Genomic DNA, 24,481 nt, shown 5'->3' with positions numbered 1-24,481 from the left:
GCTAGTTACATTTATTTGTTGCTGCTCATAGAACATCCAAATTCAACTATAGACCTGCTAAAAGGTGTAGGAAATCTTACTGCTATTGACATTATTGCGAAAATTCCATCAATTGATAACTTCCTATTCTGTGTAAAAAAATAAGAAAGGAGAGGAAAAAAGGATTAGTTTCTTTTATGATTATCCAAGAAGTCTAGTCTAAATTCAAGTTTTGTGAATAGGCTAGCGCTTAAATTTTTGATCAAAAAGGGACAAGTTTAGTAAAAAATAATGATATTATAAGTGGAACATAAAATAGTCCCACTGCAGTACTAATTAGGAGCAATAAAGTAGCTTTATCTGGTTGGTAATTTAAAATATTAGCAAGTATTATACTGGATCCAGAAATCGGAATAATAGCCAGTAACATCAGTGCTTTATAGATGCTTTCATCGTATATACCTGTAACATGCTTGTCTAGCAAGACAATTCCCAAAACAAATGACGGCCAGAATATGTACTTTGCTACAATAGTGGTCAAGGCAAGCTTCCAATCTACTTTAAAATTTGTAATTTGTGCAATACTTACTCCAAGCAGCACCATTCCTAATGTGATAAATGTACTTCTGATATTTATCATAACATCTGTCAAAAAAGTGGGTATTTGTATATCATATATACTTAAAAAGAAACCTAGAATCATTGCATATAATGAGGGAAGTTTGAGTAACTTTAATACGCATTCTTTTGCAGTATAGATACCATTTGCAGCTATATAAAATCCCAAACTATTTTCAAATAGTGCCATTCCTATGTAACAGACAACATACACAGACACTGAATCTTCATCAAATAAAGCCATGGCAATCGGTAGACCAAAATAACCCATACTTGTGCTGCCCGAGCTAAACGCTAATATGTTTCTCGTGTTGTCCTTAAATAAAAAAGAAGAAAGATAATACACTGATAAGGACATAGTACTACCTATAAACCATATCAAAATCGGCAGAGAAATTACTTTTAAATTAACTTCTGTATGAGATACTCCGTATAAAATCACTATTGGATTAGCTATATAAAAGAGTATTTGAGATATAGTATTTCTATCAATTTTAAGATATCTTCCTGCTAAGTAACCAATAAGTATTGTAATGTAAATAGGTAATATTTTGAGGAAAAGAGTAAAGAACATACTAGCCTATTGTGATATCTTTGCTGATAAAGTGATATTAGATTTTAAGGTATTGTAAAAGTAAGTAAAATTTATTTTCCAATTAATCAAGTTCATAGTTAGTTAAAAAAAGATTCACTGAGTGCCAAAATTTGTTCTTATATAGGACTTAATAATGATATTTTTATGATTAAATTATGTTAAGTTTGTATAAAGCTCCTTGTATATTTTTATAAACCACTTGTAGTAATTTAGGTAGATTGTTGAAAAAACACTCATCTTGAATGGTTCTCAGGAATTCTTGCCTTAATCATTAAAATCGCACTATTACTTTCCATAATTTTTTTAAAGCCAACTTTTTCGTAAACACGGATTGCACAAACATTTGCTATACCTGGGTCGACAAAGGCATTCTCATAAACTTTAAAGACAAATTTGTTTAAAAATATATTCAAAGCTTGTGAACCAACTCCTTTACCTACATAATTCAGCTCTCCGATATACCAGTCTATAGCAGCACAACTTTCTGGAAGTTCTAAAGTGTTATAGACCTGTTCAGGTGGGAAATCATGTTTGTTGTAATATTGAATATAACCAATATCAACTCCATCACAATTAATAATGAATGCGTGCATTGGTTTTTCAATAATTTGTGTCTTAGATTTCAAACGTTTGAATCCTTTAACGTAGTTGCTATATTTTTTCTCAATTAACTCTGGTGTCCAATTTATATCCGCATCCCACCACTTCTTTATATGGTGTGTTTCTACCCATTTTAATAATAGTGAAAAATGTTCTTCTTTCAACGCTTTAAATGTGATATTTTTATTCATTAATTAAAGATTTTAAGTGTTACTACCGTTTTTATTAATTCTATCTCTAATTGCTAAGTTCATTGAAATTGATATTTCTGTACCTAGTTTTCCTGATATAGTACGCTATTTTAACGTACCGGAAGGCACAATTCAATTAACTATTGCTTATAATTTTTTAGGCGTTTGCATAGGAGGGTTATTTTTTGGTCCATTGTCTGAATGCTATGGCAGAAGAAGGATGATGATCATAGGCAACACTTTGCTACTCATCGGTGCTGTTGGCTGTGTTTTTGCGCTGTCAGTTTCTTGGCTTTTAATCTCTCGCTTTATTCAAGGCATTGGTGTTAGCACATCTGTAGTTGTGTTTGCAATTATTGCAGACAGCTATAAAGGCAACGAAGCAGTAAAATTTATTGGAATCATGAATTCTATTCTCACAGTTCTCATAGCAATTGCACCAGTATTAGGCAGTTTCATCAACAAAATTGTTGGGTGGCGTGGCAACTATGCAACTGTTGCAATACTTTGTTTCATCTCTTGGGTTTTGCTGCTTTTTCTGTTACCAGAAACAAAAAAGGACCGTGATATTTTTAGTCTAAAAAAAATGATGAAAGACTATAAAAAATTATTATCAAGTTCAAAATTTATGGTGTTGTCTTTGGCACAGAGCCTTTTTTCTGCGGCTTATATGTCATTCATCACTTGTGGACCTTTTCTGTATATGAAGACTTTTGGTTTATCTAGCACTATTTATGCGCTACATCAAGGTGCAATAGTTGGGTCCTTCTCACTTATTAGCCTGTTTTCCAGTAAGATCTTAAAGAAACTTGGAGCAATTTGGTGTGTAATTTCCGGTACAGGCGTAATTGCTATTGGATCCCTATCACTTTTAATATTCAGTATAATCATGCCCAGTGCTTACTACTTAGTAACGCTGTCTATGGCTATTTTTTGTATTGGCTGTGGAATTTGTCAAGCAGTCATTTTCAATGCATCATTAAATATTTTCCCTGAAATGAAAGGCACAACTTCTTCTGCAATTTCATTTATTAGAGCTTCTATCATGGCTATTTTTATCGGCTTAACAAGCTACGTTTACGATGGTCAAGCAACCAGTGTAGCTATTCTTGTTTTTTTTGCAGTAGTTCTAATTTACTGTCTATTTATTGTTTTCAAGATCTGGAAAAATCTATAATCACCATATAGATCCTTCTCATTTCTAGTTATTGCGGTAATATGTATTGTAACTTTGCCAGCTGCTCTAGATGTATCTCTTCCAAATCACCTAATCTATATTAGTTAAAGAGTATTATCTTGCTCATGCGTCTAAAGTTTGAGAGCCAAATTTCAGCAATCCAATCAAATTCCAAATTTTTTCAAACAACTGTTTCTTGCTATTTTTGTACCTTAAAAAATTTAGCTTACTTTTGCGCTAGTTCGTTCAAATAGCATTAGTACGATTTACTTTTTTTGGGATGTAGAGATTTTCTAGGGATTGTCTTCTTGAGTTCTATAGTATTTTGTTCAACATTGAAACGAGAGTCCCGTTTCAAGCATTGAAGTGACGAATCAAGAGCTGCTTTTATCCCATCCCTATCAACTATTTGAGTAGTTGACAATGGAATCCAGTTATTTTCGTTTATACTAATCAATACATCAAATTCTATGCTATTATTGTGTTGTTTGACGTTGCTGGCTCTAATCTTATCATTCCCAAACCCAAACGTTATAGAATTATTCTCATCATAATTGACGCTTGCAGAATCAGGTAAAACCGCAAAATCCGCGTTGTTTACAAATCGAGAAAATGCATTTTTGATTTCGTTAAATGTACCGTAATGGTCTATATGGTCGTCATTAATACTTGTTACAACAGCAATATTTGCAGGAATTTTTAACATAGTTCCATCAGACTCATCAGCCTCGATTAAAAAAATGTCACTCTTGCCAAGTTTTGAATTACTCTGATAGGAGTTTAATACTCCTCCCACAATTACAGTAGCATCAGTACCAGAATGATCAAAAATGGAAGCAATCATAGCTGTTGTTGTTGTCTTGCCACTTGAACCAGAAACCGCTATCACATATTTACCTTTCATAATTTTAGCCAGCATGTCTGACCTATGCAAAACTGTTTTATTGTTATTTCTTGCTGCAACTAGCTCCACATTATCAGGTTTTATTGCGGAAGAATGTACAACTATTTGAGCTTGTCTAATACTACTTGCATCGTGACCAATATAGACCTCTATACCTAATTTTTGTAACCTATCTATATTGTCGTTTGATCGCGTATCACTGCCTTGAATTTTATAACTGGAATTATGAAGAATTTCAGCAATTGCGCTCATTCCAATTCCACCTATACCGATTATATGTATTACTTCTTTTTTAGGGTTCTGTCGCATTTGTAGGGAAGTAGAAAGAAGAATGATATAATTGTCTAAAAAAAAAGCAAAGATGTTTCGTATCAATCAAAAATTGTTGCCATATTTCAAAGGATTTAGCTTTTCAGCGGATGTTATCTGTATACATGAAATGTCGATTCTCTTTGAGCTATCGAGATTTGGAAGAAATGATGAGTATAAGGGGAGCAAAATGCTACGTTACAAAGGTGGGTTATCACCACTGATAGATGAGGCAGTAAGGAAAAGAAAGAAGCAGGTTGGTAGTAGTTGGAGAGACTTACATTAAATTAAACGGTAAATGGGTTTATTTATATACTGTAGACTTCCTCTTGTGTGTTAGTAGAGACAAGTCTGCAGCACTTGCATTCTTTCGTAAAGCCTTCAGGAGTAACTATCTTCCTGAGAAAATTGTAATTGATAAAAGCGGCAGTAATACTGCTGCTCTTGATGATTTGAATGCAGAAATTTCTGAAGATTACAGTTCTTCAAATAAAATATCTAAATAATATTGTTGATAGATTTATCAAAAAACTAATAAAGCCAATGCTTGGGTTTAAAAGCTTCCATTCCGCCAAGATTACCATCACAGGCATAGAAAATATTCGTATGATTCAAAAAAGACGAATTATTAAAATAATGTTTCTACTTTTGAGAATTTTGCTATGTTAATGGCTTCATAACTCCTATAATCCCACCTTTAATGATCTTCTTTCCTGTGGTTTATAGATGCGACAGAACCATATAATATAACCAGTGTATTAGGTTACTATGTAAAAATGATTAACATAGAAGCTTTATCATCAAAATATTATTTACTTATTAGTTTAAAATACGTCACAATATAAAAATGAAAAATAGCCGATTAGCGGTAGTATTCGATTGGGATAATACCTTAGTTGATACTCAAGGTAATATTTCTAATGCCATTAAGCATACTTTAGATTTGATGGGATCTGGCAGTAAAGTTGTTGATAGAAATTCTCATGAATCAAGAAAGAGCTACATGGTCAATTTGTTTGGTGATCAGTGGAAAAAAGCGAATCAGATATATCAAAAATACCTAGATAATGCATTGTTACAAAATATTACTCTGAATGAAGGAGTAGAGAAAATGCTGCAGACACTGAAAAGCCACAATATTTACCTAGCGATAGTTAGCAATAAGAAAAATACTAATTTACGTCAAGAAGTTGCCTACTTTAAACTAGATTCTTACTTTGAAAGAATAGTTGGATCATGTGATACTGCAGAAGATAAGCCATCTGCAACTCCACTGCTATTTGCACTAGAGGAGAGTACGCTACCTGTAAATAGAGAAAATGTGTTTTTTGTTGGTGACAGCATCACAGACATTCTATGTGCACAAAATGCAAATTTCTTACCTATTGTATACGGACAATCAATAAGAGGTTATGAAGATTTGTTATATTTTCAACATTTTAATAAACTTACAGAATTCATAGTAAAGTATTTGAAAGATAGGTGGTAATGACAGAGATCGCTAGTGTACACAGGCGCTTTTGCGCATATTTAATAGATGTAGCAATTTTATTAATTCCAACCTTACTAATTGTGTTGTCATTAGGGGATTTTCCATTAATTTTACACCTGTCATACATGTGTATAAATTGTGGCTACTTTACATATTTTATATCTTCAACAGCTCAAGCAACTCCTGGTCAACAGTTAATGAATATATATACTATCACTTTAGATAGTTCTAAAATAGGTTTGAGCTTAGCATTTGATCGCACTATCTCTCAGTTTTTTCTTCCTATGCTAAATAATTCAATTATCACCTTTATCAAACTTTTTCAAACATCAGTAAATGCTTTAAGTACACTAGAAGTGATTATAGTGATGCTTACCTTCAGTTGGTATTTAGTTGCTTGCTTCTCTCAGAGGAAACAGGCATTTCATGATGTGCTATTTGATACGATTGTTGTGAGAAAAATGAATTGATGTTGCCTTGATTGTTATGTAGATTACATTGGTATATTAGCTAAAGAAAGGTTATGAATAAAGAAATAGTAGAACATTTAAATAAATTACTTACAAATGAGCTGACTTCTGTACGCCAGTATCTTTTGCATTTTGCGATTCTTAAAGATAGCGGAATTAATAAACTTGCAGAAAAGATGAAAAACGAGCTTAATGAAGAACTTGAGCATGCAAATAGGCTAGCAGAAAGAATTTTACTGCTTAAGGGCATGCCAAATTTTCAAGATACAAATAAAATCTCAAAGTATGAAGGAAAGTTCACAAAAGATACAATGCAGAAAATCTTAGAAGATAATTCTAACTTAGAAGAAGAAGGTATTAAGGGCATCAAAGAGGCAATTTCCGTTGCTGAAAAAGAAAAGGATTTCGTGAGTGTAATGTTATTAGAAGGACTACTGAAAAATGAGGAAGAGCACTTACATTGGATCAAAGAACAGATTGACCTTATTGAGCTTATGGGTATTGAAAATTACTTGAGAACACAAATATAGAGTGTTAAGAAAAACAGTATTTATTTTCATTATACCTTTTTTACTTCTTTTTTCACTCGGGTTATGGCAGTTATTTAGATTGAGCTGGAAGAATAATATTATCAAAAATATGGATCTTCCAGTTATTCATCTACTGCCTAGTGATAATCTTTCAAAGTTTAACTACAGAAACGTTAAAATCGACGGAATTTTAAGTGATATAGAACTATATGTTTTCGCAGGTCAACGTGGCTATCATGTGCTGTCTCCTATGTTGCTTATCAATGGACATTACATGTTAATAAATAAAGGAATAGTCAGAGAAAAAAAAGAAGAAAAAGCAAAAATTGAAAAAGTAGCTGCTGATGGCGTTTTGTATTGTGATGGTAGCAAAAATTGGTTTATCAAAAATGATATTGCTTCAAATACATGGTTTACCTTAAGTACAGAAGAAATCTCCAATGATCTAGGTATTAAGCTAGAGAAATGTATATTGTGGCAAGATAATTTTGGTGGCAAATTGACTATACAGCCAATAAAGCATCTTGAATACGCAATTACTTGGTTTGCACTTTCCTTGATTTGGCTCATTATGTGCGTATTTTACTATAGGCAAAATATATATAAGTCGTAGAGATACAGTGTGGAAAAAGAAAAGCTACAAATAGAAAAAATGCAACAAAGTGGAAGAAAATACTTATTACAAGGGTTAGTGATATGTCAGTGTTGCAAATCCGTTTATTATGGAATGAGTAATGCTAAGGGAGGAAGAAGTTACTATCGTTGTCCTGGAAAACGTTTTGGTGAATGTAACAGCAAATCAATACGCGCGGATATACTAGAAGAGGTAGTATGGGAAGAAGTTAAGATGGTAAGAGAGCACATAACGAAGGAAAAGTGTGATTTATCAGAGGCAGATTGGGAGACTAAACTTAATATAATTAGAAAATTAGTTCAACGCATTGAAATTGATGATGATAATGTACATATAGTGTTTCGATTAAAAGAACTCGCTCTCGAAAGACAAAAAGAAGATATTCAACCTTGTACCAGAATTATAAAGAATGTAGTGCTATCAAATGCAATAGGAATGCATAAAGTTAGCAATGCCCTGGCTGCAATATCAGTTGCAGTGAAACTTGGAATTAGTGATGAAGAGATTAAAAAAGGTCTTTTGGAATTTAAAGGAGTAGCAAGGAGATTTTCTTTAATTGCCGATATTAAAGGTGTTAAGTTAATTGAGGACTATGCTCATCATCCAAATGAAATACAAGCAACCCTGGCAGCAGCACGTTTGACCACTAAAGGAAAGGTAACAGGAATTATCGAGCCGCTTCGTTTTGCTCGTGTTCGTAATTTTTTTGATGAGTTCGTACGAATTTTCATGATGTTTGATTATGTAATTCTCACTCCTGTCCATCCTCCAGAAGATAAGCCTATTCCTGGCTGTGGAATTGATGATATACAAAAAGCCTTGATCAGTAATGGGTTTAATGATGTGAAGATTATGAATGATGCTTTACTCATTTCACATTTTATTAGTAATTCGACAAGTTCAGGAGATGTAGTATTATTTATTGGTGCTGGTAGTAATATAGCTAAACTAGCGAAAGAAACTGCAAAGCTGCTGCTAGTAAAATAAACTTAAGCATTGGTGATTTATATGATAAAATTGTGTAGTAAAACTGGATCCCAGTGTCTAGGCAAACAACTGTACAGACATTGCGATATGGGGATAGCTTCCATTAAGAATGGTGTCATCCCAGTGCCCAGACACTGGGATCCAGAAGACTTAACTTTAAATAAGTGGCTGTATAATAAAAACTGGATTCCAGTGTCAAGCACTGACCATCCGCTACTCAAATTACCTGTATATTGCAATGTTCGTACACTGGAATGTTACAGCGCTGGGGTGACATTTCCCGAACGTGCACACAATTGTGAATCTAGTAGAGGTTTAGCATGATGAAAAAGACAATTAGCAGTGTATTTGCAAGAGAAATTTTAGATAGCAGGGGTTACCCAACAATTGAGGTAGAAATAGAACTATGTGATGGAGCAACAGGTAGAGCCGCTGTCCCTTCTGGGGCTTCGACCGGTAAACTAGAAGCATTGGAGCTGAGAGATCAAGATGAAAAAAGGTATTGTGGTAAAGGAGTGCTGAAAGCTGTTCAATCTGTGAGTGAAGTGATAGCAAATAAAATCATTGGCATGGATGCAGCAAACCAGAGTGCAATTGATAAAGTTTTAATTGAACTAGATGGAACAAAAAATAAATCTAAACTTGGAGCAAATGCAACTTTGGGTGTGTCTCTTGCTGTTGCAAAAGCAGCAGCAAACAGTTTCAAAACACCGTTATATAAATATTTGGGCGTAGGGGAGAAGCAGATGCCAGTTCCGCTAATTAACGTCATTAATGGTGGAGTACATGCGGATAATAAACTCGATTTTCAAGAATTTATGATTCTTCCTGTTGGTGCTGAAACTTTCAGTGAAGCAATAAGAATATCTGCAGAGGTATTTCATAACTTGCGCAGCATTCTTAAGAAAAAAGGTTATAGTACAAACGTAGGAGATGAAGGTGGTTTTGCACCAAACATTGGAAGCACTGAAGAAGCTCTTAATTTGATAATTCAGGCTGTTGAATCTGCCGGTTATTCGATGAAAAATCACTTTGCACTGGGTCTTGATGTTGCTGCATCTACTTTTTATGAAGATGGAGTTTATAAATTTGAAAACAGAGAACTCACTTCAGAGGAATTGGTTCAGTATTATTTTGACCTTGTAGGCAAATATCCAATAATTTCTATAGAAGATGCAATGAATGAAGACGACTATGAAGGTTGGAAATTACTTACTGTAAAACTTGGGAATAAAGTTCAATTGGTTGGAGATGATTTATTTGTTACAAATTGTAAACTAATAAGTAAAGGAATAGAGGAGAAAATGGCAAATGCTGTACTAATCAAGCCAAACCAGATAGGAACACTTACGGAAACTTTTGCTGCTATTGAAATGGCAAAATTAAATGGCTACAGGGCTATTATTTCACATCGCTCAGGTGAAACAGAAGACACAACGATATCCCACATATCAGTTGCGTCGAATTGTGGGCAAATAAAGACTGGCTCGCTGTCGCGTTCTGATAGGCTTGCAAAGTATAATGAATTGATGAGAATAGAAAGTTCATTAGGAGAAAATGCTAAATATTATCGTGGGTTGGCATGGATTTCATAGATGAAGTTAAATTATATTTAAAAGCAGGTGATGGTGGCGATGGCTGCGCTAGTTTTCGTCGAGAAAAATTCGTTGAATTTGGTGGCCCAAACGGTGGTAATGGGGGCAGGGGAGGAGACATAATTTTCATCAGTGATGCAAATCTCAACACTTTGCTTAATTTTCGTTGTCGAAGACACATTAAAGCGAGTAATGGAAAAAGTGGTACGAGTAGAGATAGATCTGGCACAGCAGGAAAAGATATTATACTTAAAGTTCCAGTTGGTACACAAATAATCGATGAAGAAAGTGAGGAAGTGATAGTAGATCTTGATAAACCCGACATCGAATTTCAAGTAGTGCAAGGTGGAAAAGGTGGGCTTGGAAATACTAACTTTAAATCTGCTACCAATAGGGCACCAAGACATTTTACCCATGGTCAGCCTGGCGAAGAAAGAAATATAATATTGAAGCTAAAAGTTTTATCTGATGTTGGCATTATTGGTATGCCAAATGTAGGTAAATCTAAATTTTTAACCCGCTGCTCGAATTCTGATACGAAAGTAGGCGATTATGAATTTACTACTATAAGACCACATTTAGGTGTAGCAAAAGTGGATTATAGCGAAATTGTAATAGCAGATATTCCTGGAATAATCGCTGATGCTCATCTTGGAGTTGGGCTCGGACACAAATTTTTAAAGCACATAGAAAGGTGCAAAATTTTACTGCATTTAATTGATGTAACGCGCGATGACATTATTTCAGCTTATAATTGTACGCATAATGAACTGAAGCTTTACAATAGCGATCTTGTTGAAAAAGAGGAAATTGTAGTGTTAAATAAATGTGACTTATTGGAAGAAACAGAAATTCTTGAGAAGAAGAATCATTTAGCCAATTATCTTGATAGAGAAGTACTGTGCTTATCAATCGACGATGATTTACAGCCCATCTTAAGATTATTAAATGAAAAAGTGAAAATTAAGGAAATTAATGTATATGATCCTTTTAAGATGTGAATTTTTTATTTGACAATCAAAGTCTGGATTCCAGTGGGTAATTTTCCACAGTTGTCTGCATTTTTTGTTCCACAACTTATCTTTTTTTCGGCTTGTGCCATTTCTCATACTGTCTCTTGCTTTCTTGAACTCAGAAATTCAATAGCTACAAAAGCATTTGAGTAGTTTTTTGTTAAGAATTAGGCATAGAATCCCCCATATTTATTAATAAAGAACAGAAAAAATGTAACGCACATACGACAGAGATTAAGCATATGTGTGCACCCATTTGCGCTGAAGAAGATACTCTACATTCTTTACTGAGTTTGATTATTTGATAAAAAAGTCTGCAGACGAAGATAGATTTTGAGCTCTAAAAATATCTCTACTTTGATTATACTAAGATTAGATAAATAGGCGAAGTAATTTTTATATTAATTTTTTAGCTTACAACCGATTTTACGTTCAACAACTTGACATTTATTCAATACTACTGTATAATAAAGATGTGCATTTTTTGTACTATGGTAATAAAATTACCTTGTAATAGGTGTATTGGACCCGAGGGCAGTACTCGGCGCCTCCACCATATTTTTTGATTGATACGGGGGCGAGTAAGGATCGACATGCATAGTAAAGATGGTAGCTTTGCTCGGTTAGATACCACCGCTAAGAGTTCACAATTTAGATGCAAACGATAACTTTGCTGCTGAAGACAATGTTGCATTAGCTGCTTAATTTAGGCACTATAACTTCATTGCTATAAGCACGGTTTAGGGAACGCCGGGTAACAGAAGTTCCCCCAAACATGTAAGGGTTATATGGATAAAACAGATTATCAGAAGTCGCTTAGTTATGCTAAATTTCAAGTTATCAAAAAGGCTTTGAATACTATTTCGGCTTGTGCCATTTCTCATACTGTCTCTTGCTTTCTTGAACTCAGAAATTCAATAGCTACAAAAGCATTTGAGTAGTTTTTTGTTAAGAATTAGGCATAGAATCCCCCATATTTATTAATAAAGAACAGAAAAAATGTAACGCACATACGACAGAGATTAAGCATATGTGTGCACCCATTTGCGCTGAAGAAGATACTCTACATTCTTTACTGAGTTTGATTATTTGATAAAAAAGTCTGCAGACGAAGATAGATTTTGAGCTCTAAAAATATCTCTACTTTGATTATACTAAGATTAGATAAATAGGCGAAGTAATTTTTATATTAATTTTTTAGCTTACAACCGATTTTACGTTCAACAACTTGACATTTATTCAATACTACTGTATAATAAAGATGTGCATTTTTTGTACTATGGTAATAAAATTACCTTGTAATAGGTGTATTGGACCCGAGGGCAGTACTCGGCGCCTCCACCATATTTTTTGATTGATACGGGGGCGAGTAAGGATCGACATGCATAGTAAAGATGGTAGCTTTGCTCGGTTAGATACCACCGCTAAGAGTTCACAATTTAGATGCAAACGATAACTTTGCTGCTGAAGACAATGTTGCATTAGCTGCTTAATTTAGGCACTATAACTTCATTGCTATAAGCACGGTTTAGGGAACGCCGGGTAACAGAAGTTCCCCCAAACATGTAAGGGTTATATGGATAAAACAGATTATCAGAAGTCGCTTAGTTATGCTAAATTTCAAGTTATCAAAAAGGCTTTGAATACTATATTAGATAATGTTTTTACTCCTCACTTAGAAATAGTATTTTTTACGCGCTTTAATGGTGTTGTCATGCCAGACTACTTGAAAGAATCATACCCTACTCAAATGCTTATTATATTACAGCATCAATTTTTTGGTCTAAAAGTTCTTGAAGATAAGTTTAGCGTTAGTTTGAGCTTTCGTGGAAAACAAGAACAAGTCACTGTACCGTTTTTTGCTATTAGTGAGTTTCATGATAAAATTTCAGGAGATACTTTAGTATTTAGCGTTGATTCTGATAAAGAATATGAAAGTGAGAAATGTGCTGAAAAGTCATCAAATGGTAGTATTATATCTATAGATCAACTTTACGATAAGTAGTTACTTCATTTTATAAATAAAAAATATTGTATCTGTTCAGGATATCGACAAGACCATAGAGTAAAAGTGAGTTTATAACAAATGGTATCATTTGAGTAGCTGACATTGGCTTTCACATAAAAAACGTTGTAAAGCGCTTTCATGTTTACCAACGTTTCTGTCGCATCTATAAACCACAGGAAAGAAGATCATTAAAGGTGGGATTATAGGAGTTATGAAGCCATTAACATAGCAAAATTCTCAAAAGTAGAAACATTATTTTAATAATTCGTCTTTTTTGAATCATACGAATATTTTCTATGCCTGTGATGGTAATCTTGGCGGAATGGAAGCTTTTAAACCCAAGCATTGGCTTTATTAGTTTTTTGATAAATCTATCAACAATATTATTTAGATATTTTATTTGAAGAACTGTAATCTTCAGAAATTTCTGCATTCAAATCATCAAGAGCAGCAGTATTACTGCCGCTTTTATCAATTACAATTTTCTCAGGAAGATAGTTACTCCTGAAGGCTTTACGAAAGAATGCAAGTGCTGCAGACTTGTCTCTACTAACACACAAGAGGAAGTCTACAGTATATAAATAAACCCATTTACCGTTTAATTTAATGTAAGTCTCTCCAACTACTACCAACCTGCTTCTTTCTTTTCCTTACTGCCTCATCTATCAGTGGTGATAACCCACCTTTGTAACGTAGCATTTTGCTCCCCTTATACTCATCATTTCTTCCAAATCTCGATAGCTCAAAGAGAATCGACATTTCATGTATACAGATAACATCCGCTGAAAAGCTAAATCCTTTGAAATATGGCAACAATTTTTGATTGATACGAAACATCTTTGCTTTTTTTTTAGACAATTATATCATTCTTCTTTCTACTTCCCTACAAATGCGACAGAACCGAAAATATTCGTATGATTCAAAAAAGACAAATTATTAAATAATGTTTCTACTTTTGAGAATTTTGCTATGTTAATGGCTTCATAACTCCTATAATCCCACCTTTAATGATCTTCTTTCCTATGGTTTATAGATGCGACAGAACCTTTTTTATACGTTAGCTACAGTTAAAACATAATTGACTTTGCCTAGTTAATATTTCAAATTATAAAAAAGGCAAATAATTCTATGATATTGCAGGGCAAAAAAGGGTTAATAACCGGAATAATAAATAAAAGGTCAATAGCATATGGTATAGCACAGACCCTCTCAGAACATGGAGCTGAGCTTGCAATCACTTATCAAAATGAAACAATAAAAGAGAAATTATTACCAATAGCAAGTGAATTAAATGTAGAGTTAATATTGCACTGTAATGTTTCAAATGAGGAAACTATAGATAATGCTTTTAAGGAAATAAAGGAGAAGTGGGGTGCTATTGATTTTTTGGTACATGCAATAGCATTCTCCGATAAAAATGAGCTAAATGGTAAATATGTCAATACTTCACTAAACAACTTTATTAATGCAATGCATATATCGTGCTATTCTTTTACTGCTTTAGCGCAAAGAGCGGAAAAAATGATGTTAAATGGCGGTAGTTTACTTACTTTATCCTACTATGGTGCTGAAAAAGTTATGCCAAATTATAATGTGATGGGTTTATGTAAAGCAGCACTTGAAGCAAGTGTAAAATATATAGCATGTGATCTCGGACCACAGAACATCAGAGTAAATGCAATTTCTGCTGGTCCAATCAGAACTTTGGCATCTTCTGGAATAAGTGACTTTCACTCCATATCGGAATGGAATAGAAGTAATTCTCCACTTAGACGCAATGTTACAATAGAAGATGTTGGCAAGGCAGCACTATACTTATTAAGCGACCTGAGTAGTGGTACAACTGGAGAAATTTTACATGTTGATTCAGGGTATAATGTTGTGGGAATGAAGATAGTAGACTAATACAGTACTGCAGATGCATGTGAAGCCTGTGTTTTTTTGTTATCCGAGTAATTGACATTGGAGCCCAGTGTCAGCTACTCGAATGACAACATTTTTTAATTAAATCTCGCACATTAACCATAGAGTTATTATTTTATAAGTATTTGTTGCTGCTGATCTTCTATTTTTACTTCCTCCATTTGGGTTAAGGGATTGTGCGTGAGGGTTGCTCTTGAAGTTGCCTTGCAAGGAAAAAGTCTTTTTCCTCCCGATCTTGGAGTTGCTTTGCAAGCAAGAAATCCTATTGTTCTTGTGTTTGTTTTGCTAAGACTTTATTCTTATTAAGCAGTGGTTAAAAATGAGCATGGCTTTTATTATAGAATGCCCCCCTATAGAAGTATATAGACTATGAAGACTTATCTTACAGGTTGTGGTACTTGTTGTTGATAAAATGTTTTTTCTACACGTGCTTCTTCCACACTGCACCTTCTTGATAAGACTGGCTCCTCAAGGCATTTTATACGTTGCTGTACATCATTAATGCACTGCCCTATAACATCACCAATTTTTCCATCAGCATTTTTTGCCAATAACTCATCAAACTCCCTCTCAATCTCTACTCTCTCAGAGATATCCTTTGAAAGATCACAATATTCCAAAATTTCATCTATCTGAAGTTGTTTTGCTAATAGAAAGTCTTCTTGCTCCTGCTGCTGTTTTATTAACTCTTGAGTTACAATTTTAGCCCTAGAGTAATGATTTCCTTCAAGATATATTGTTTCTCTCTCTTTACTACCCCATAACTCGTCATTTAATTTATAACTCGCACGATTAAACATCTGATTTAGTTGATCATTGTTTATCATTTCAGGATTTGGTTCAAACTTTTGTTGTTTCTCTCTGCCGCTAACTTTACAATGGACATTAATTTCAATGTTAGCTAAAGAAGCTAATAATTGAATTTCTTCAATAAAAGGAAAATAACTTTTACTTTCTATTGCTTCTAGATAGGATTGATAGAGTTCAGGTTTGTCAAGAAATGAGCGTGTAATAAAATCACTGTTATATTCGGCATTATAGTCACTCTCACCAATGCCATCAAGAGCCTCTGCATATTCACTTAGATTAAGCACAGCTTGATTATGCGATATATTAAATTTGCTAACAGCTCTACTTACTAACCTCTTCACATTACCTTCAGCATTTTCAATTTTCCTATTTGTTTGCTTAACCAGACCCTTTATTTTATCAGACTTGCCAGTTAAATCCCCTGGCTTATTAAAAAACATATTAAAAACCTTTTCTAGCTGATCCTTTAAAGGAGCTGGCATACTTGGATCATCTAAAGACGTAAATCGACTTAAAAATTTGTGCCATTCCATTCTCATATCTTGCGCTCTTTCAGCTTTATATGTACCAGAACTGTTATCACCAAACACTGCATGAAAAAAGCAATTGCCATCACCTGCAGTATCATATTTAACTACTTGGTTATTAGAAGGTTCTTTTTCTACATTACTCTCTGAAGTCTTGCGTCCTTTAGCATTTTCAATACTGTCAAAACCATTTGGTAATTTCCGTTTTCTAAGCCCAACCATAATTTCTACCTTAATTCAAGCTATATGTTATTATATTAACTAACTTATTAATAAGTAACTAATTAGGTATAGCAAAAATTTTTTAATTATGCAATAATTAAGGCTTTAAATAGCAAATATGAGCTTTAACTGTGGTATAGTTGGGTTACCAAATATAGGAAAATCAACTTTATTTAATGCACTTACAGAGTCAAGTGCAGCTGAAGCTGCAAATTATCCTTTTTGCACAATCGAGCCAAATGTTGGCAAAGTGCCAATACGAGATCAGCGTTTGAAACAAATTGCCTCGATTGCTCACTCGGGGAAAATAATCTACAATCAACTGGAAGTTGTCGATATTGCCGGCTTGGTTAAGGGTGCGAGCAAGGGTGAAGGACTAGGAAATAAATTTTTGAGTCATATCAGAGAAGTTGATGCCATTGTTCATCTGCTCAGGTGCTTTACGGATGACGATATCAGCCATGTAAACAGTAAAATAGATCCAATATCAGATGCTGAAATAGTGGAAATGGAGTTAATTCTAGCTGATATTGATAGCATAGAAAAAAGGCTTCCTCAATTGGAAAAGAAAGCAAAGCAAGGTGATAAAGAGCTAAAGAGACAACTTGAATTAATGCAAGAGGTATTAGCTACTTTAAAATTAGGTAAACCGGCAAGAAGCTTGGAGAATATCGATGAAGATGAAATGAAGTTGCTTCAATTGCTAACAACAAAGCCGGTTATGTACGTCTGCAATGTTGAAGATACACATATCATAACTGGCAATGAACTATCTAAAAGAGTGGAAAAAATGGCGAAGGAAAATAAAAGCAAATTTTATTGTATTTCAGCGAAACTTGAAGCAGATATTGCAAATCTTGATAGTGAAGAGGAAAAACAGAATTTTTTATCAGAATTTGGCTTACAAGAATCAGGACTTGATGGAGTAGCACGTATTATGTATGAAGTGCTAAGTATGATAACTTTTTTTACTGTGGGCCCCAAAGAAGCACGTGCATGGCCAATAAAGATAGGATCAACAGCTGACAAAGCAGCAGGTGTAATTCACACTGATTTTGAAAAGGGCTTTATAAAAGCAGAAACCATAAGCTTTGAAGACTATATAAAATATGGAAGCGAATTAGCTTGCAAAGATGCAGGGAAAATTCGCTTCGAAGGCAGAGACTATATAGTGCAAGATGGTGATATAATGCACTTTAGGTTTAATGTGTAGTATACATCTAACTACCAAAGTACCAGTGAGTCCAGCCTTTCTTTATGGCTTCCTCTTCGCTGATCTCATCTAGTTCCACGTCATGGAGAATGGAGCTAGGTGTTGTAACAACTTCTTTCCCCTGTGGTTGTATATTCTTCTCCTCCTCACATAGTACGTACTCCAGACGTTCTTCTAAAAATTCATGTAAAGCTTTACCTTCTATAAGCACATCTTCGTTTTGCTCATCTAATTTCAAAATTTCGTCTAGTTCAACATCTTTACCATTAATAGTTGCCTTACCAATCTCAATTTCACTAGGATTTGCATTTAAACTAATAAAGCAGTCAACAGAATTACCTTTCTCATCTTCTGCACTCCACCTAATTTTCATGTTGCATGTTGCATCTTTTGCAAAGCGGTAATTTCTTTTTCCATTATCATTCTTCTCAACCGTTGCTATTCTTTTATCGTTACTGTATATTTCTACTATCTTTACCTCATTTTTATTTCTTTCCATCCCTTCAATTTTGTCAGTGAAAAGAAGGCTGATTTCTAAGCTACACCCAGGCTTAGAAATATTAATACTAAGATGATCATAATGATTAAGAGAACGTTTTGCATATGCGCATGGCACATAACATCCATCAAAAAAGGCAACTGCACTATCAGTTTTGAGAAATTCCTGTCCGTTACTCATCCCTTCTTCGACTCGAAGAAGATATCTACCCAACCTCTTTTTAAAATTCTTTCGCTTGTCTTCAGGAATAGACTTTTCATTCAATATACTTATTATTTCTTTTTGCTTACTTAATACTACATAATTAAAAAGGAAAATGTTCTTATTCCATCGATAATAATTCGCTATTTTGTCAAATGGATCTGCAGGCCAGCCTTTATTATAATTTACGTTATCCTTATCATCTTTACACAAATTATCCTTAAGGCCAAAATTCAATTTTCTAAAATCTGATAATACTTCTTCTACCCTATCTTCAAAAAATTGAAGTTTATTTTGAAATTCTTTCCCATAATTCATTTTCTCATTTATTTTAAGAAGATATTCACTAAATTTCTTCCTAAAATTTTCTTGATCTTTGTGGGCAAGCCTCTGATCTAATATATCTGTTATGTATTTTCGCTTATTCAATATTACGTAGTTAAAAAGGTCACTTTTTTTCCTCCTTTCATAATCTTCTGCTATTTCGTTAAAACACTCATTACTGTTCTTAAAATCCAATTTTTCGAAGTCTTGGAGCACGTTTTTTACATCATCCTCACTAAATTGAAGATTTGTTTGAGGAGACACGTCAGTTCTACTTTGATCATCAAGTTGAGGATTTTTTTTAGTAGATTGGACTAATAAACTTTCTGTGCTGTTAGAGAAAGAATGATTATTTTCTTCAGATTGAGAACTTTTCTTTTTAGACGTATTAGTAAAAAAATTAGTTAGTGAACTAAACATTAAGCACCTCTTAGTATTACTATTTAACTATAACTTAATGCCAAATGTTGTAAAGCTAAAATTAATATGTAAATTCATTTTTTTAAGACAATTATAAGTATCTTCCTTCTATAAAAATTTTATAATCAGCATATAACAAATGTTTAAGATATTGATTTTGTTTGTATTTTTATTACTTTACCAGGCAATATTATTAATGAATTAGTCAGACAAATATCTTGGCCAAACTTTACTCCATCCACAAACTCTCCATTTGTTACTCCAGTTGCAATGAACACTGATTCACTTCTTGCCATGTCTTTCACGGTGTAGATTTTTTCTGGGTCAGTGATATTCAAATTTTTTGCTCTTTCTTTTAATTGATCCGTGTCAAATATTAATCTTCCTTCTATCTGCCCACCGATTGAGCTTAGCGCTGCTGCTGCAAGCACTCCTTCTGGAGCTCCTCCTGTGCCGATATACATATCGTGATTGCCATTTATTAGCGAAACTATGGCTGCAACATCACCATCATCTATTAATTTCACTTTTGCTCCTAGCTTCCTAATTTTTGCTATTAATTCATCATGTCTTTCACGTTTAAGTACAGTTACTATAAGATCACTTGCTTTACATCCTTTTGCCTTGGCTAAATTGTCCAGATTCTTCTCAATCCTATTTTTTAGTGAGACTACACCCTCTGGGAGATTTTTTCCCACTGCTATCTTTTCCATATAAACATCAGGTGCATGTAAAAAATTACCTTTTTTTGTTGCAGCAAGAACAGACATTGCCCCTTGTTTATAATGAGCGCAAATCGTAGTGCCTTCAAGTGGATCAACAGCAATGTCAATCTCAGGGCCACTTCCTGTGCCAACTTTTTCTCCGATATATAGCATCGGTGCTTCGTCCCTCTCCCCTTCCCCAATCACAATTGTACCATTTATTTCAATTGAGTTTAGCACCGTACGCATTGCATCAACTGCAACCTGATCGGCCTTTTTTTCATTACCAAGGCCTGCCAATTTATATGCAGCAAGTGCTGCAGCTTCGGTTACTTTCACTAACTTATAGGCTAAATCTTCTATCATTTGCTCGAGAATCATAAATCAATATATATCATGCCATTTGATACTGCAAGATTACTTGACGGAATAATGAAAAAGTTGATATAATAAGCGTATAGCAATAATAGTAAGATTTGAATATGATCGGTAATTTAACTTATGAAGATGTAAAGAAATTTGTAACTGATAATCCTAATATAGCTGCTCAGGAATTTGGTGAGAAGCTAAAACAAAGTGGGCCAACAGATGCAAAGATTTGTGATTTGTTTATGGATATTCTCCGCTCAGGGACAAGCAGTATTTTAAATGATTATGATACATTTCTAAAAATTGTTGAATTGCTCGCAAAGTCAAATATTAAAATTGATATTGGAGATACTACTTCTAAAACTGTATTAGATTACGCTGTGTCAGGTGAAAAACCTAACGTTATAAAGATATTTTTGGATAGCGATAAATTTGATCAAGAAAGAAAATCGAATGCTTTGTTGACCGCCGTTAATGAAGGTAAAGTTCAAGAGTTTGAGATATTTTTAGATTACATAGATCATACGAAAATACTAGAGGTTCTTAACACAGCTACTTGCAATGAGGACACTGACATTATGAAGGTACTCTTGGATAACAAAAGATTTACTGGAGAAGAAAAAGTTCAGGCTCTGAGTCATGCCTCTATAGGTGGTGAACTAACAAAAGTTAGGTTACTTTTAAAGTATATGAAAGGCGTACCAGAAGATGGCATAAGAAATCTTTTAGGAATAATTGAAGAGAAAAAATTATCACTTAGAAAAGAACTTAAAATAGATTCTGAATTTAAAGTCGATTTCAGCAATTCTGATCACAATAAATATCTCTCAAGCTGTGTAATAATTGCACTGCTTAGATCAGCAATAAACAAGAAGCAAAACACACCTGATGGAGCGGAGTCCAATGTCAGTAATACAAGCACTGGTCTCACGCTAAATAATGATGACATTAGGAATCTGTGTCTTGATATAGATAGGGTTACAAAACAGGATAGCACAGTTACTAGTTTTGAAGATTTGCAAAAAAGGTTAAAAAGGAAGGGAATTAATCTTCAGAGCAAATGTGAAAAAAATGCTGTACTAGAATATGCAATTAAAGATCAAAATTTGAACGTTATAAAATTTCTCTTACAAAATGGAATGACCATCATCAATGCAATCGGTCAAGAAGGAAGGTATTACGTTAGCAAAATTGAAGGAGAAAAATCTATATTATGCTTTGTTGTCTCTTACACTGATGATGACAATGCTGAGATTCTGAGCACGTTACTGCAAAGTGTTAATGCAGAGCAATCAAAACTAGATCCTGAAAGTGAATTGTACAGATTATATCAACAGTTAAAGGATGATGCATTCTGCACTGCTATTGCAGAAAATAATTCTGTAGCAGCGACAGTGCTAATACAGAACGATCAAGAAACACGCGCATCAGCAGTAAACAAGGATGAAACACCTGTAGTAACAGGGACTGACCAGGTTGTTACTACGCCAAGCGTAGAAGAAAATAGAACAGAACCTAACAAAAATATTAGTAATAAACCTACGGCAACAGCGCCTCCAGTTAGTACTAATGGTAATAATAACAAAAATGAAGCACCTGTATCAACAAGGACTGGCCCAACTGTCACACCAAATAATGATAAGAAAGCTAACGGCTTTGTAGAGGCTCAATTTTCTCCACCACATGAAAAAGAAACTAAATACAAAAAAAGTAAGGAGAGTTTTTACGCCTCATTAAGGAGTGATGTTGTTGGAGTTGTTATTGCAGGATTGTTTGTTGCTGCTGCTGTGACGGTTCCATCTTTAGCTGGTGCATTAGTTTGCAGTGTCCTAGCTATTTTAGTTGTAATGGTAACTGGATTACATGTAAAAAATTTTACACTTCCAAGTTACAGCGAAATGAGAGAAAATAAGGTTGAACCTGTAAATTCAAGTTTGAGAAACCATGCAATCTAGCTCCTAGAATCACTTTTCAAACCAATTATAATTTCTTGATTGTTAAACCACTTTATCAAAATTAAGTGGGACTAGTGCGATTCGAACGCACGGCCTTCGGATTAGGAATCCAACGCTCTATCCTACTGAGCTATAGTCCCATGTCTTCTGCTATTTATGCAAAATTATAGCAAAAAGTCTCGCATTTTTCTAGGCACCCTGTACAATTAATTCACAATAATAAAAAATATTTCTGTATTTCTTGAATGTAATACTGTTATATTTAATAATACGATTCCAATTGAAAGATTAATGCTAGTTAACAATATTAGTTACTTTTATAGTAATCAAGATGGCTTTGCTTTAAGCAACATCAACATTCAAGTGAAGAAAGGAAGTGTTGCCTGTTTACTAGGTCATTCTGGCTGTGGCAAGTCAACAATTCTAAAATTAATCGCAGGAATAGAAAATCCAAAATCTGGAACCATTGTTATAAATGATAAATTAGTTGCAAGTAACAAAGTGTCAATTGCTATAGAGCGTAGAAATATCGGATTGATTTTTCAGCATTCTGCATTATTTCCTCATAAAACAGTAATAGAAAATATAACTTTTGCTATTTGCAGTACTTCTAAGAAAGAAAAATACCTTACTGCATTGGAAATCTTAAAGCTATTTAATATAGAAAAATATGAAAACATGTACCCTCATGCTTTATCAGGAGGACAGCAACAATTAGTTGCAATAGCAAGAGTAATGGCGCAAAATCCTGATGTTGTTTTGCTCGATGAACCATTTTCTAATTTAGATATACTGCTCAAATATCGAATAAGGCACCATATATTGTCACTTTTTAGAAGCAAAAATATTCCTGTACTCATGGTAACTCATGATCCGCAAGAAGCGTTGAAAGTTGCAGATTTTATTTACGTGATGAAAAATGGTAAAATTATTCAATCAGGAGTTCCTAGCTACATATACCACAGACCTAAAGATGATACGTTAGCAAAATTTTTTAGTGAGCTTCCTTTTACTCTACAGCTAAACTAAACTTAATGTTAGGCTAAAACTATTATAAGATAATTAAAAACTCTTGATTTATAATTCAATAAAAGTGATATAATTTATGTATCACTTGGCTTCAGTCAAGTTTTAATACCTAAAAGTTAATATTTTCAACGGAGGTACAAATGAGTTTAGGTCCATGGCAGCTGTTTCTAGTCTTAATAATAATCTTAGTTCTGTTTGGTGCAGGTAGGTTACCACAAGTTATGGGTGATTTAGGCAAAGGCATTAAAAACCTTAAACAAGAACTTAAGGATTCAGAGAAACTATCATCTAATGAACCAGATCGTTAGCTTCCTTATGTTTCGTGACACGCACTAAAGTGCGTGTCATTTGTTTAAACAAGGCTAAAGAATTGAAGAGGTATGATTGAAGTACAGTAATAATTATGTTAGTTAGAATGTTATTAAAGGTTAATCGTGGAAGAAAGTGAGAAATTGACTGAAGATAAAAAATTGGCCTCTGATATTCTAAAAGAGGTTGCAGATACCAATAACAACGATAGTGATAAAGTAACATTGTTCGACATCAAAACAGCTTTACATGAGCGCGGTTTTGGTATTTTAATAATCATCTTCTCTTTACCGCTATCAGTACCTATACCTGTTCCACCTGGCTATACAACCATTCTTTCTATACCTTTAATCTTATTTTCACTGCAGCTTCTATTTGGGTTTGATTCTCCTTGGATGCCTAATTGGCTAGAAAGGAAATCTTTTCAACGTTCAACACTAGCTCTCGTGGTAGAGAAAACTTCACCTATATTAAAAAAAATAGAAAAGTTCATGAAACCAAAAATGTCTTTTATTTTTCTTGGTCCAGGTGAAAAGATTCTAGCTTTTATGATGTTGCTTTGTGCAATAATAATAGCTCTTCCATTACCTTTTACTCACTTCCTTCCTGCAATTGGTATAACTCTTATTTCACTCGGCATTATGGGTAAAGATGGATTTTTATCTACGTTAGGAGTGTTAGTTTCATTCTGTGCGTTATTGGTTACCCTTATTGTAATAGTTAAAGGACCAAAACTTATAGCCGGAACACTTTCTCTTCTTAAAAGCCTTATAACTTAAAAGCTTTACAACACTTTAATAAAAGAATGAAGTACAGCATGAAATGAATAATCGATATTGAAATATAGCAATAACTATGTTAGTTAGAAGTTATA

23 protein-coding genes, 1 tRNA gene, 2 other RNA genes and 3 pseudogenes are annotated in these 24,481 nt (G+C 33.8%); 21 read left to right on the top strand and 8 right to left on the bottom strand.

From position 1 onward, the window contains the following. Positions 1 to 241 precede the first annotated feature (241 nt). Together OOK82_RS02720 and OOK82_RS02715 are read right to left on the bottom strand one after the other, a co-directional pair. Positions 242 to 1,171, bottom strand: coding sequence for an AEC family transporter (locus OOK82_RS02720; RefSeq protein ID WP_064125222.1), 930 nt, complete (start codon positions 1,169 to 1,171; stop codon positions 242 to 244). Between the two features lie 254 nt (positions 1,172 to 1,425). Next, on the bottom strand, positions 1,426 to 1,983 hold the full coding sequence (locus OOK82_RS02715; RefSeq protein WP_264686402.1) for an acetyltransferase: 558 nt from the start codon (positions 1,981 to 1,983) through the stop codon (positions 1,426 to 1,428). A gap of 16 nt (positions 1,984 to 1,999) precedes the next feature. Between OOK82_RS02715 and OOK82_RS02710 the strand changes: the two genes are divergently transcribed. Further along, entirely contained in the window at positions 2,000 to 3,160 is a 1,161-nt protein-coding gene (locus OOK82_RS02710) for a multidrug effflux MFS transporter (RefSeq protein ID WP_064085443.1), read from the top strand. A gap of 424 nt (positions 3,161 to 3,584) precedes the next feature. Here the strand turns inward: OOK82_RS02710 and OOK82_RS02705 are convergent. Then, positions 3,585 to 4,373 (bottom strand): annotated as a pseudogene (locus OOK82_RS02705) (Mur ligase domain-containing protein); the annotation flags it as partial. 52 nt (positions 4,374 to 4,425) lie between these two features. Here OOK82_RS02705 and OOK82_RS02700 point away from each other — a divergent pair. The 13 genes and pseudogenes from OOK82_RS02700 (at position 4,426) to OOK82_RS02640 (ending at position 13,099) form a co-directional block, all read left to right on the top strand. Then, a pseudogene (locus OOK82_RS02700) lies at positions 4,426 to 5,053 on the top strand (IS6 family transposase). A gap of 167 nt (positions 5,054 to 5,220) precedes the next feature. Then, positions 5,221 to 5,862 carry an HAD family hydrolase gene (locus tag OOK82_RS02695; protein WP_264704416.1) on the top strand — a complete coding sequence of 214 codons (642 nt, stop codon included), beginning with the start codon at positions 5,221 to 5,223 and terminating at the stop codon, positions 5,860 to 5,862. Next, positions 5,862 to 6,335, top strand: a complete 474-nt coding sequence (locus OOK82_RS02690; protein WP_064085312.1) for an RDD family protein — start codon at positions 5,862 to 5,864, stop codon at positions 6,333 to 6,335. Before OOK82_RS02695 ends, OOK82_RS02690 begins: the two co-directional genes overlap by 1 nt. A 53-nt stretch (positions 6,336 to 6,388) precedes the next feature. Then, positions 6,389 to 6,865: a bacterioferritin gene (bfr, locus tag OOK82_RS02685; protein WP_007302660.1), complete on the top strand. Its 477-nt coding sequence runs from the start codon at positions 6,389 to 6,391 to the stop codon at positions 6,863 to 6,865. Position 6,866: 1 nt separating this feature from the next. Beyond that, a complete protein-coding gene (locus OOK82_RS02680; RefSeq protein ID WP_052264983.1) occupies positions 6,867 to 7,478 on the top strand; it encodes an SURF1 family protein in 612 nt (203 codons plus the stop codon). A 9-nt stretch (positions 7,479 to 7,487) separates the two neighbouring features. Beyond that, positions 7,488 to 8,486, top strand: coding sequence for a recombinase zinc beta ribbon domain-containing protein (locus OOK82_RS02675; RefSeq protein ID WP_179945640.1), 999 nt, complete (start codon positions 7,488 to 7,490; stop codon positions 8,484 to 8,486). A gap of 21 nt (positions 8,487 to 8,507) precedes the next feature. Next, a complete protein-coding gene (locus tag OOK82_RS02670; protein ID WP_264687165.1) occupies positions 8,508 to 8,810 on the top strand; it encodes a WPE palindromic element domain-containing protein in 303 nt (100 codons plus the stop codon). Then, on the top strand, positions 8,807 to 10,081 hold the full coding sequence (gene eno, locus OOK82_RS02665) for a phosphopyruvate hydratase (RefSeq protein WP_264337087.1): 1,275 nt from the start codon (positions 8,807 to 8,809) through the stop codon (positions 10,079 to 10,081). Before OOK82_RS02670 ends, eno begins: the two co-directional genes overlap by 4 nt. Beyond that, positions 10,069 to 11,082: an Obg family GTPase CgtA gene (gene cgtA, locus OOK82_RS02660; RefSeq protein ID WP_264704414.1), complete on the top strand. Its 1,014-nt coding sequence runs from the start codon at positions 10,069 to 10,071 to the stop codon at positions 11,080 to 11,082. The genes eno and cgtA overlap by 13 nt, the downstream gene beginning before the upstream one ends. 448 nt (positions 11,083 to 11,530) lie before the next feature. Then, positions 11,531 to 11,866, top strand: a transfer-messenger RNA (tmRNA) gene (ssrA, locus tag OOK82_RS02655). Positions 11,867 to 11,882: 16 nt separating this feature from the next. Further along, positions 11,883 to 12,035, top strand: coding sequence for a hypothetical protein (locus tag OOK82_RS02650; RefSeq protein WP_264704413.1), 153 nt, complete (start codon positions 11,883 to 11,885; stop codon positions 12,033 to 12,035). 283 nt (positions 12,036 to 12,318) lie between these two features. Continuing rightward, positions 12,319 to 12,654, top strand: a transfer-messenger RNA (tmRNA) gene (ssrA, locus tag OOK82_RS02645). Positions 12,655 to 12,670: 16 nt separating this feature from the next. Then, positions 12,671 to 13,099, top strand: a complete 429-nt coding sequence (locus tag OOK82_RS02640; RefSeq protein WP_007302665.1) for a ClpXP protease specificity-enhancing factor SspB — start codon at positions 12,671 to 12,673, stop codon at positions 13,097 to 13,099. Positions 13,100 to 13,311: 212 nt separating this feature from the next. On the opposite strand, the pseudogene OOK82_RS02635 reads toward OOK82_RS02640, so the two are convergent. Next, positions 13,312 to 13,939 (bottom strand): annotated as a pseudogene (locus OOK82_RS02635) (IS6 family transposase). Between the two features lie 291 nt (positions 13,940 to 14,230). Between OOK82_RS02635 and OOK82_RS02630 the strand changes: the two are divergent. After that, positions 14,231 to 15,007: an enoyl-ACP reductase FabI gene (locus OOK82_RS02630; RefSeq protein WP_010406361.1), complete on the top strand. Its 777-nt coding sequence runs from the start codon at positions 14,231 to 14,233 to the stop codon at positions 15,005 to 15,007. 198 nt (positions 15,008 to 15,205) lie between these two features. After that, positions 15,206 to 15,331 (top strand): hypothetical protein, encoded by a 126-nt coding sequence (locus OOK82_RS02625; protein WP_010406363.1) that lies wholly within the window; start codon positions 15,206 to 15,208, stop codon positions 15,329 to 15,331. Between the two features lie 71 nt (positions 15,332 to 15,402). Here the strand turns inward: OOK82_RS02625 and OOK82_RS02620 are convergent, their stop codons facing one another. Then, on the bottom strand, positions 15,403 to 16,584 hold the full coding sequence (locus OOK82_RS02620; RefSeq protein WP_264704412.1) for a hypothetical protein: 1,182 nt from the start codon (positions 16,582 to 16,584) through the stop codon (positions 15,403 to 15,405). A 118-nt stretch (positions 16,585 to 16,702) separates the two neighbouring features. Here OOK82_RS02620 and ychF point away from each other — a divergent pair, with 118 nt between their 5' ends. Further along, complete coding sequence (ychF, locus tag OOK82_RS02615) at positions 16,703 to 17,797, top strand: redox-regulated ATPase YchF (RefSeq protein ID WP_006013808.1); 1,095 nt, start codon at positions 16,703 to 16,705, stop codon at positions 17,795 to 17,797. Positions 17,798 to 17,804: 7 nt separating this feature from the next. Here ychF and OOK82_RS02610 read toward each other — a convergent pair whose 3' ends face one another. Together OOK82_RS02610 and glpX are read right to left on the bottom strand one after the other, a co-directional pair. Beyond that, positions 17,805 to 19,241 (bottom strand): hypothetical protein, encoded by a 1,437-nt coding sequence (locus OOK82_RS02610; protein ID WP_264704411.1) that lies wholly within the window; start codon positions 19,239 to 19,241, stop codon positions 17,805 to 17,807. A gap of 143 nt (positions 19,242 to 19,384) precedes the next feature. Next, positions 19,385 to 20,308, bottom strand: a complete 924-nt coding sequence (glpX, locus tag OOK82_RS02605; protein WP_264376888.1) for a class II fructose-bisphosphatase — start codon at positions 20,306 to 20,308, stop codon at positions 19,385 to 19,387. Between the two features lie 119 nt (positions 20,309 to 20,427). Here glpX and OOK82_RS02600 point away from each other — a divergent pair, with 119 nt between their 5' ends. Then, on the top strand, positions 20,428 to 22,269 hold the full coding sequence (locus OOK82_RS02600) for an ankyrin repeat domain-containing protein (protein ID WP_264687159.1): 1,842 nt from the start codon (positions 20,428 to 20,430) through the stop codon (positions 22,267 to 22,269). Between the two features lie 66 nt (positions 22,270 to 22,335). Here OOK82_RS02600 and OOK82_RS02595 read toward each other — a convergent pair. Further along, positions 22,336 to 22,409: transfer RNA gene (locus tag OOK82_RS02595), tRNA-Arg, on the bottom strand. 151 nt (positions 22,410 to 22,560) lie between these two features. On the opposite strand from OOK82_RS02595, the gene OOK82_RS02590 reads away from it, so the two are divergent. From OOK82_RS02590 to OOK82_RS02580, 3 genes are all read left to right on the top strand, one after another. Further along, entirely contained in the window at positions 22,561 to 23,298 is a 738-nt protein-coding gene (locus OOK82_RS02590) for an ABC transporter ATP-binding protein (protein ID WP_007302769.1), read from the top strand. 140 nt (positions 23,299 to 23,438) lie between these two features. Beyond that, a complete protein-coding gene (gene tatA / locus OOK82_RS02585; RefSeq protein ID WP_006013840.1) occupies positions 23,439 to 23,606 on the top strand; it encodes a twin-arginine translocase TatA in 168 nt (55 codons plus the stop codon). A 126-nt stretch (positions 23,607 to 23,732) separates the two neighbouring features. Beyond that, positions 23,733 to 24,386 (top strand): exopolysaccharide biosynthesis protein, encoded by a 654-nt coding sequence (locus OOK82_RS02580; protein WP_264704410.1) that lies wholly within the window; start codon positions 23,733 to 23,735, stop codon positions 24,384 to 24,386. Positions 24,387 to 24,481: the final 95 nt, after the last annotated feature.

Origin of the sequence: Wolbachia endosymbiont (group B) of Apotomis betuletana (genome assembly GCF_947250475.1) — a bacterium.
In the GTDB taxonomy this organism is placed as follows: Bacteria; Pseudomonadota; Alphaproteobacteria; order Rickettsiales; family Anaplasmataceae; genus Wolbachia.
This window is presented reverse-complemented; position numbering and strand designations above follow the sequence as displayed.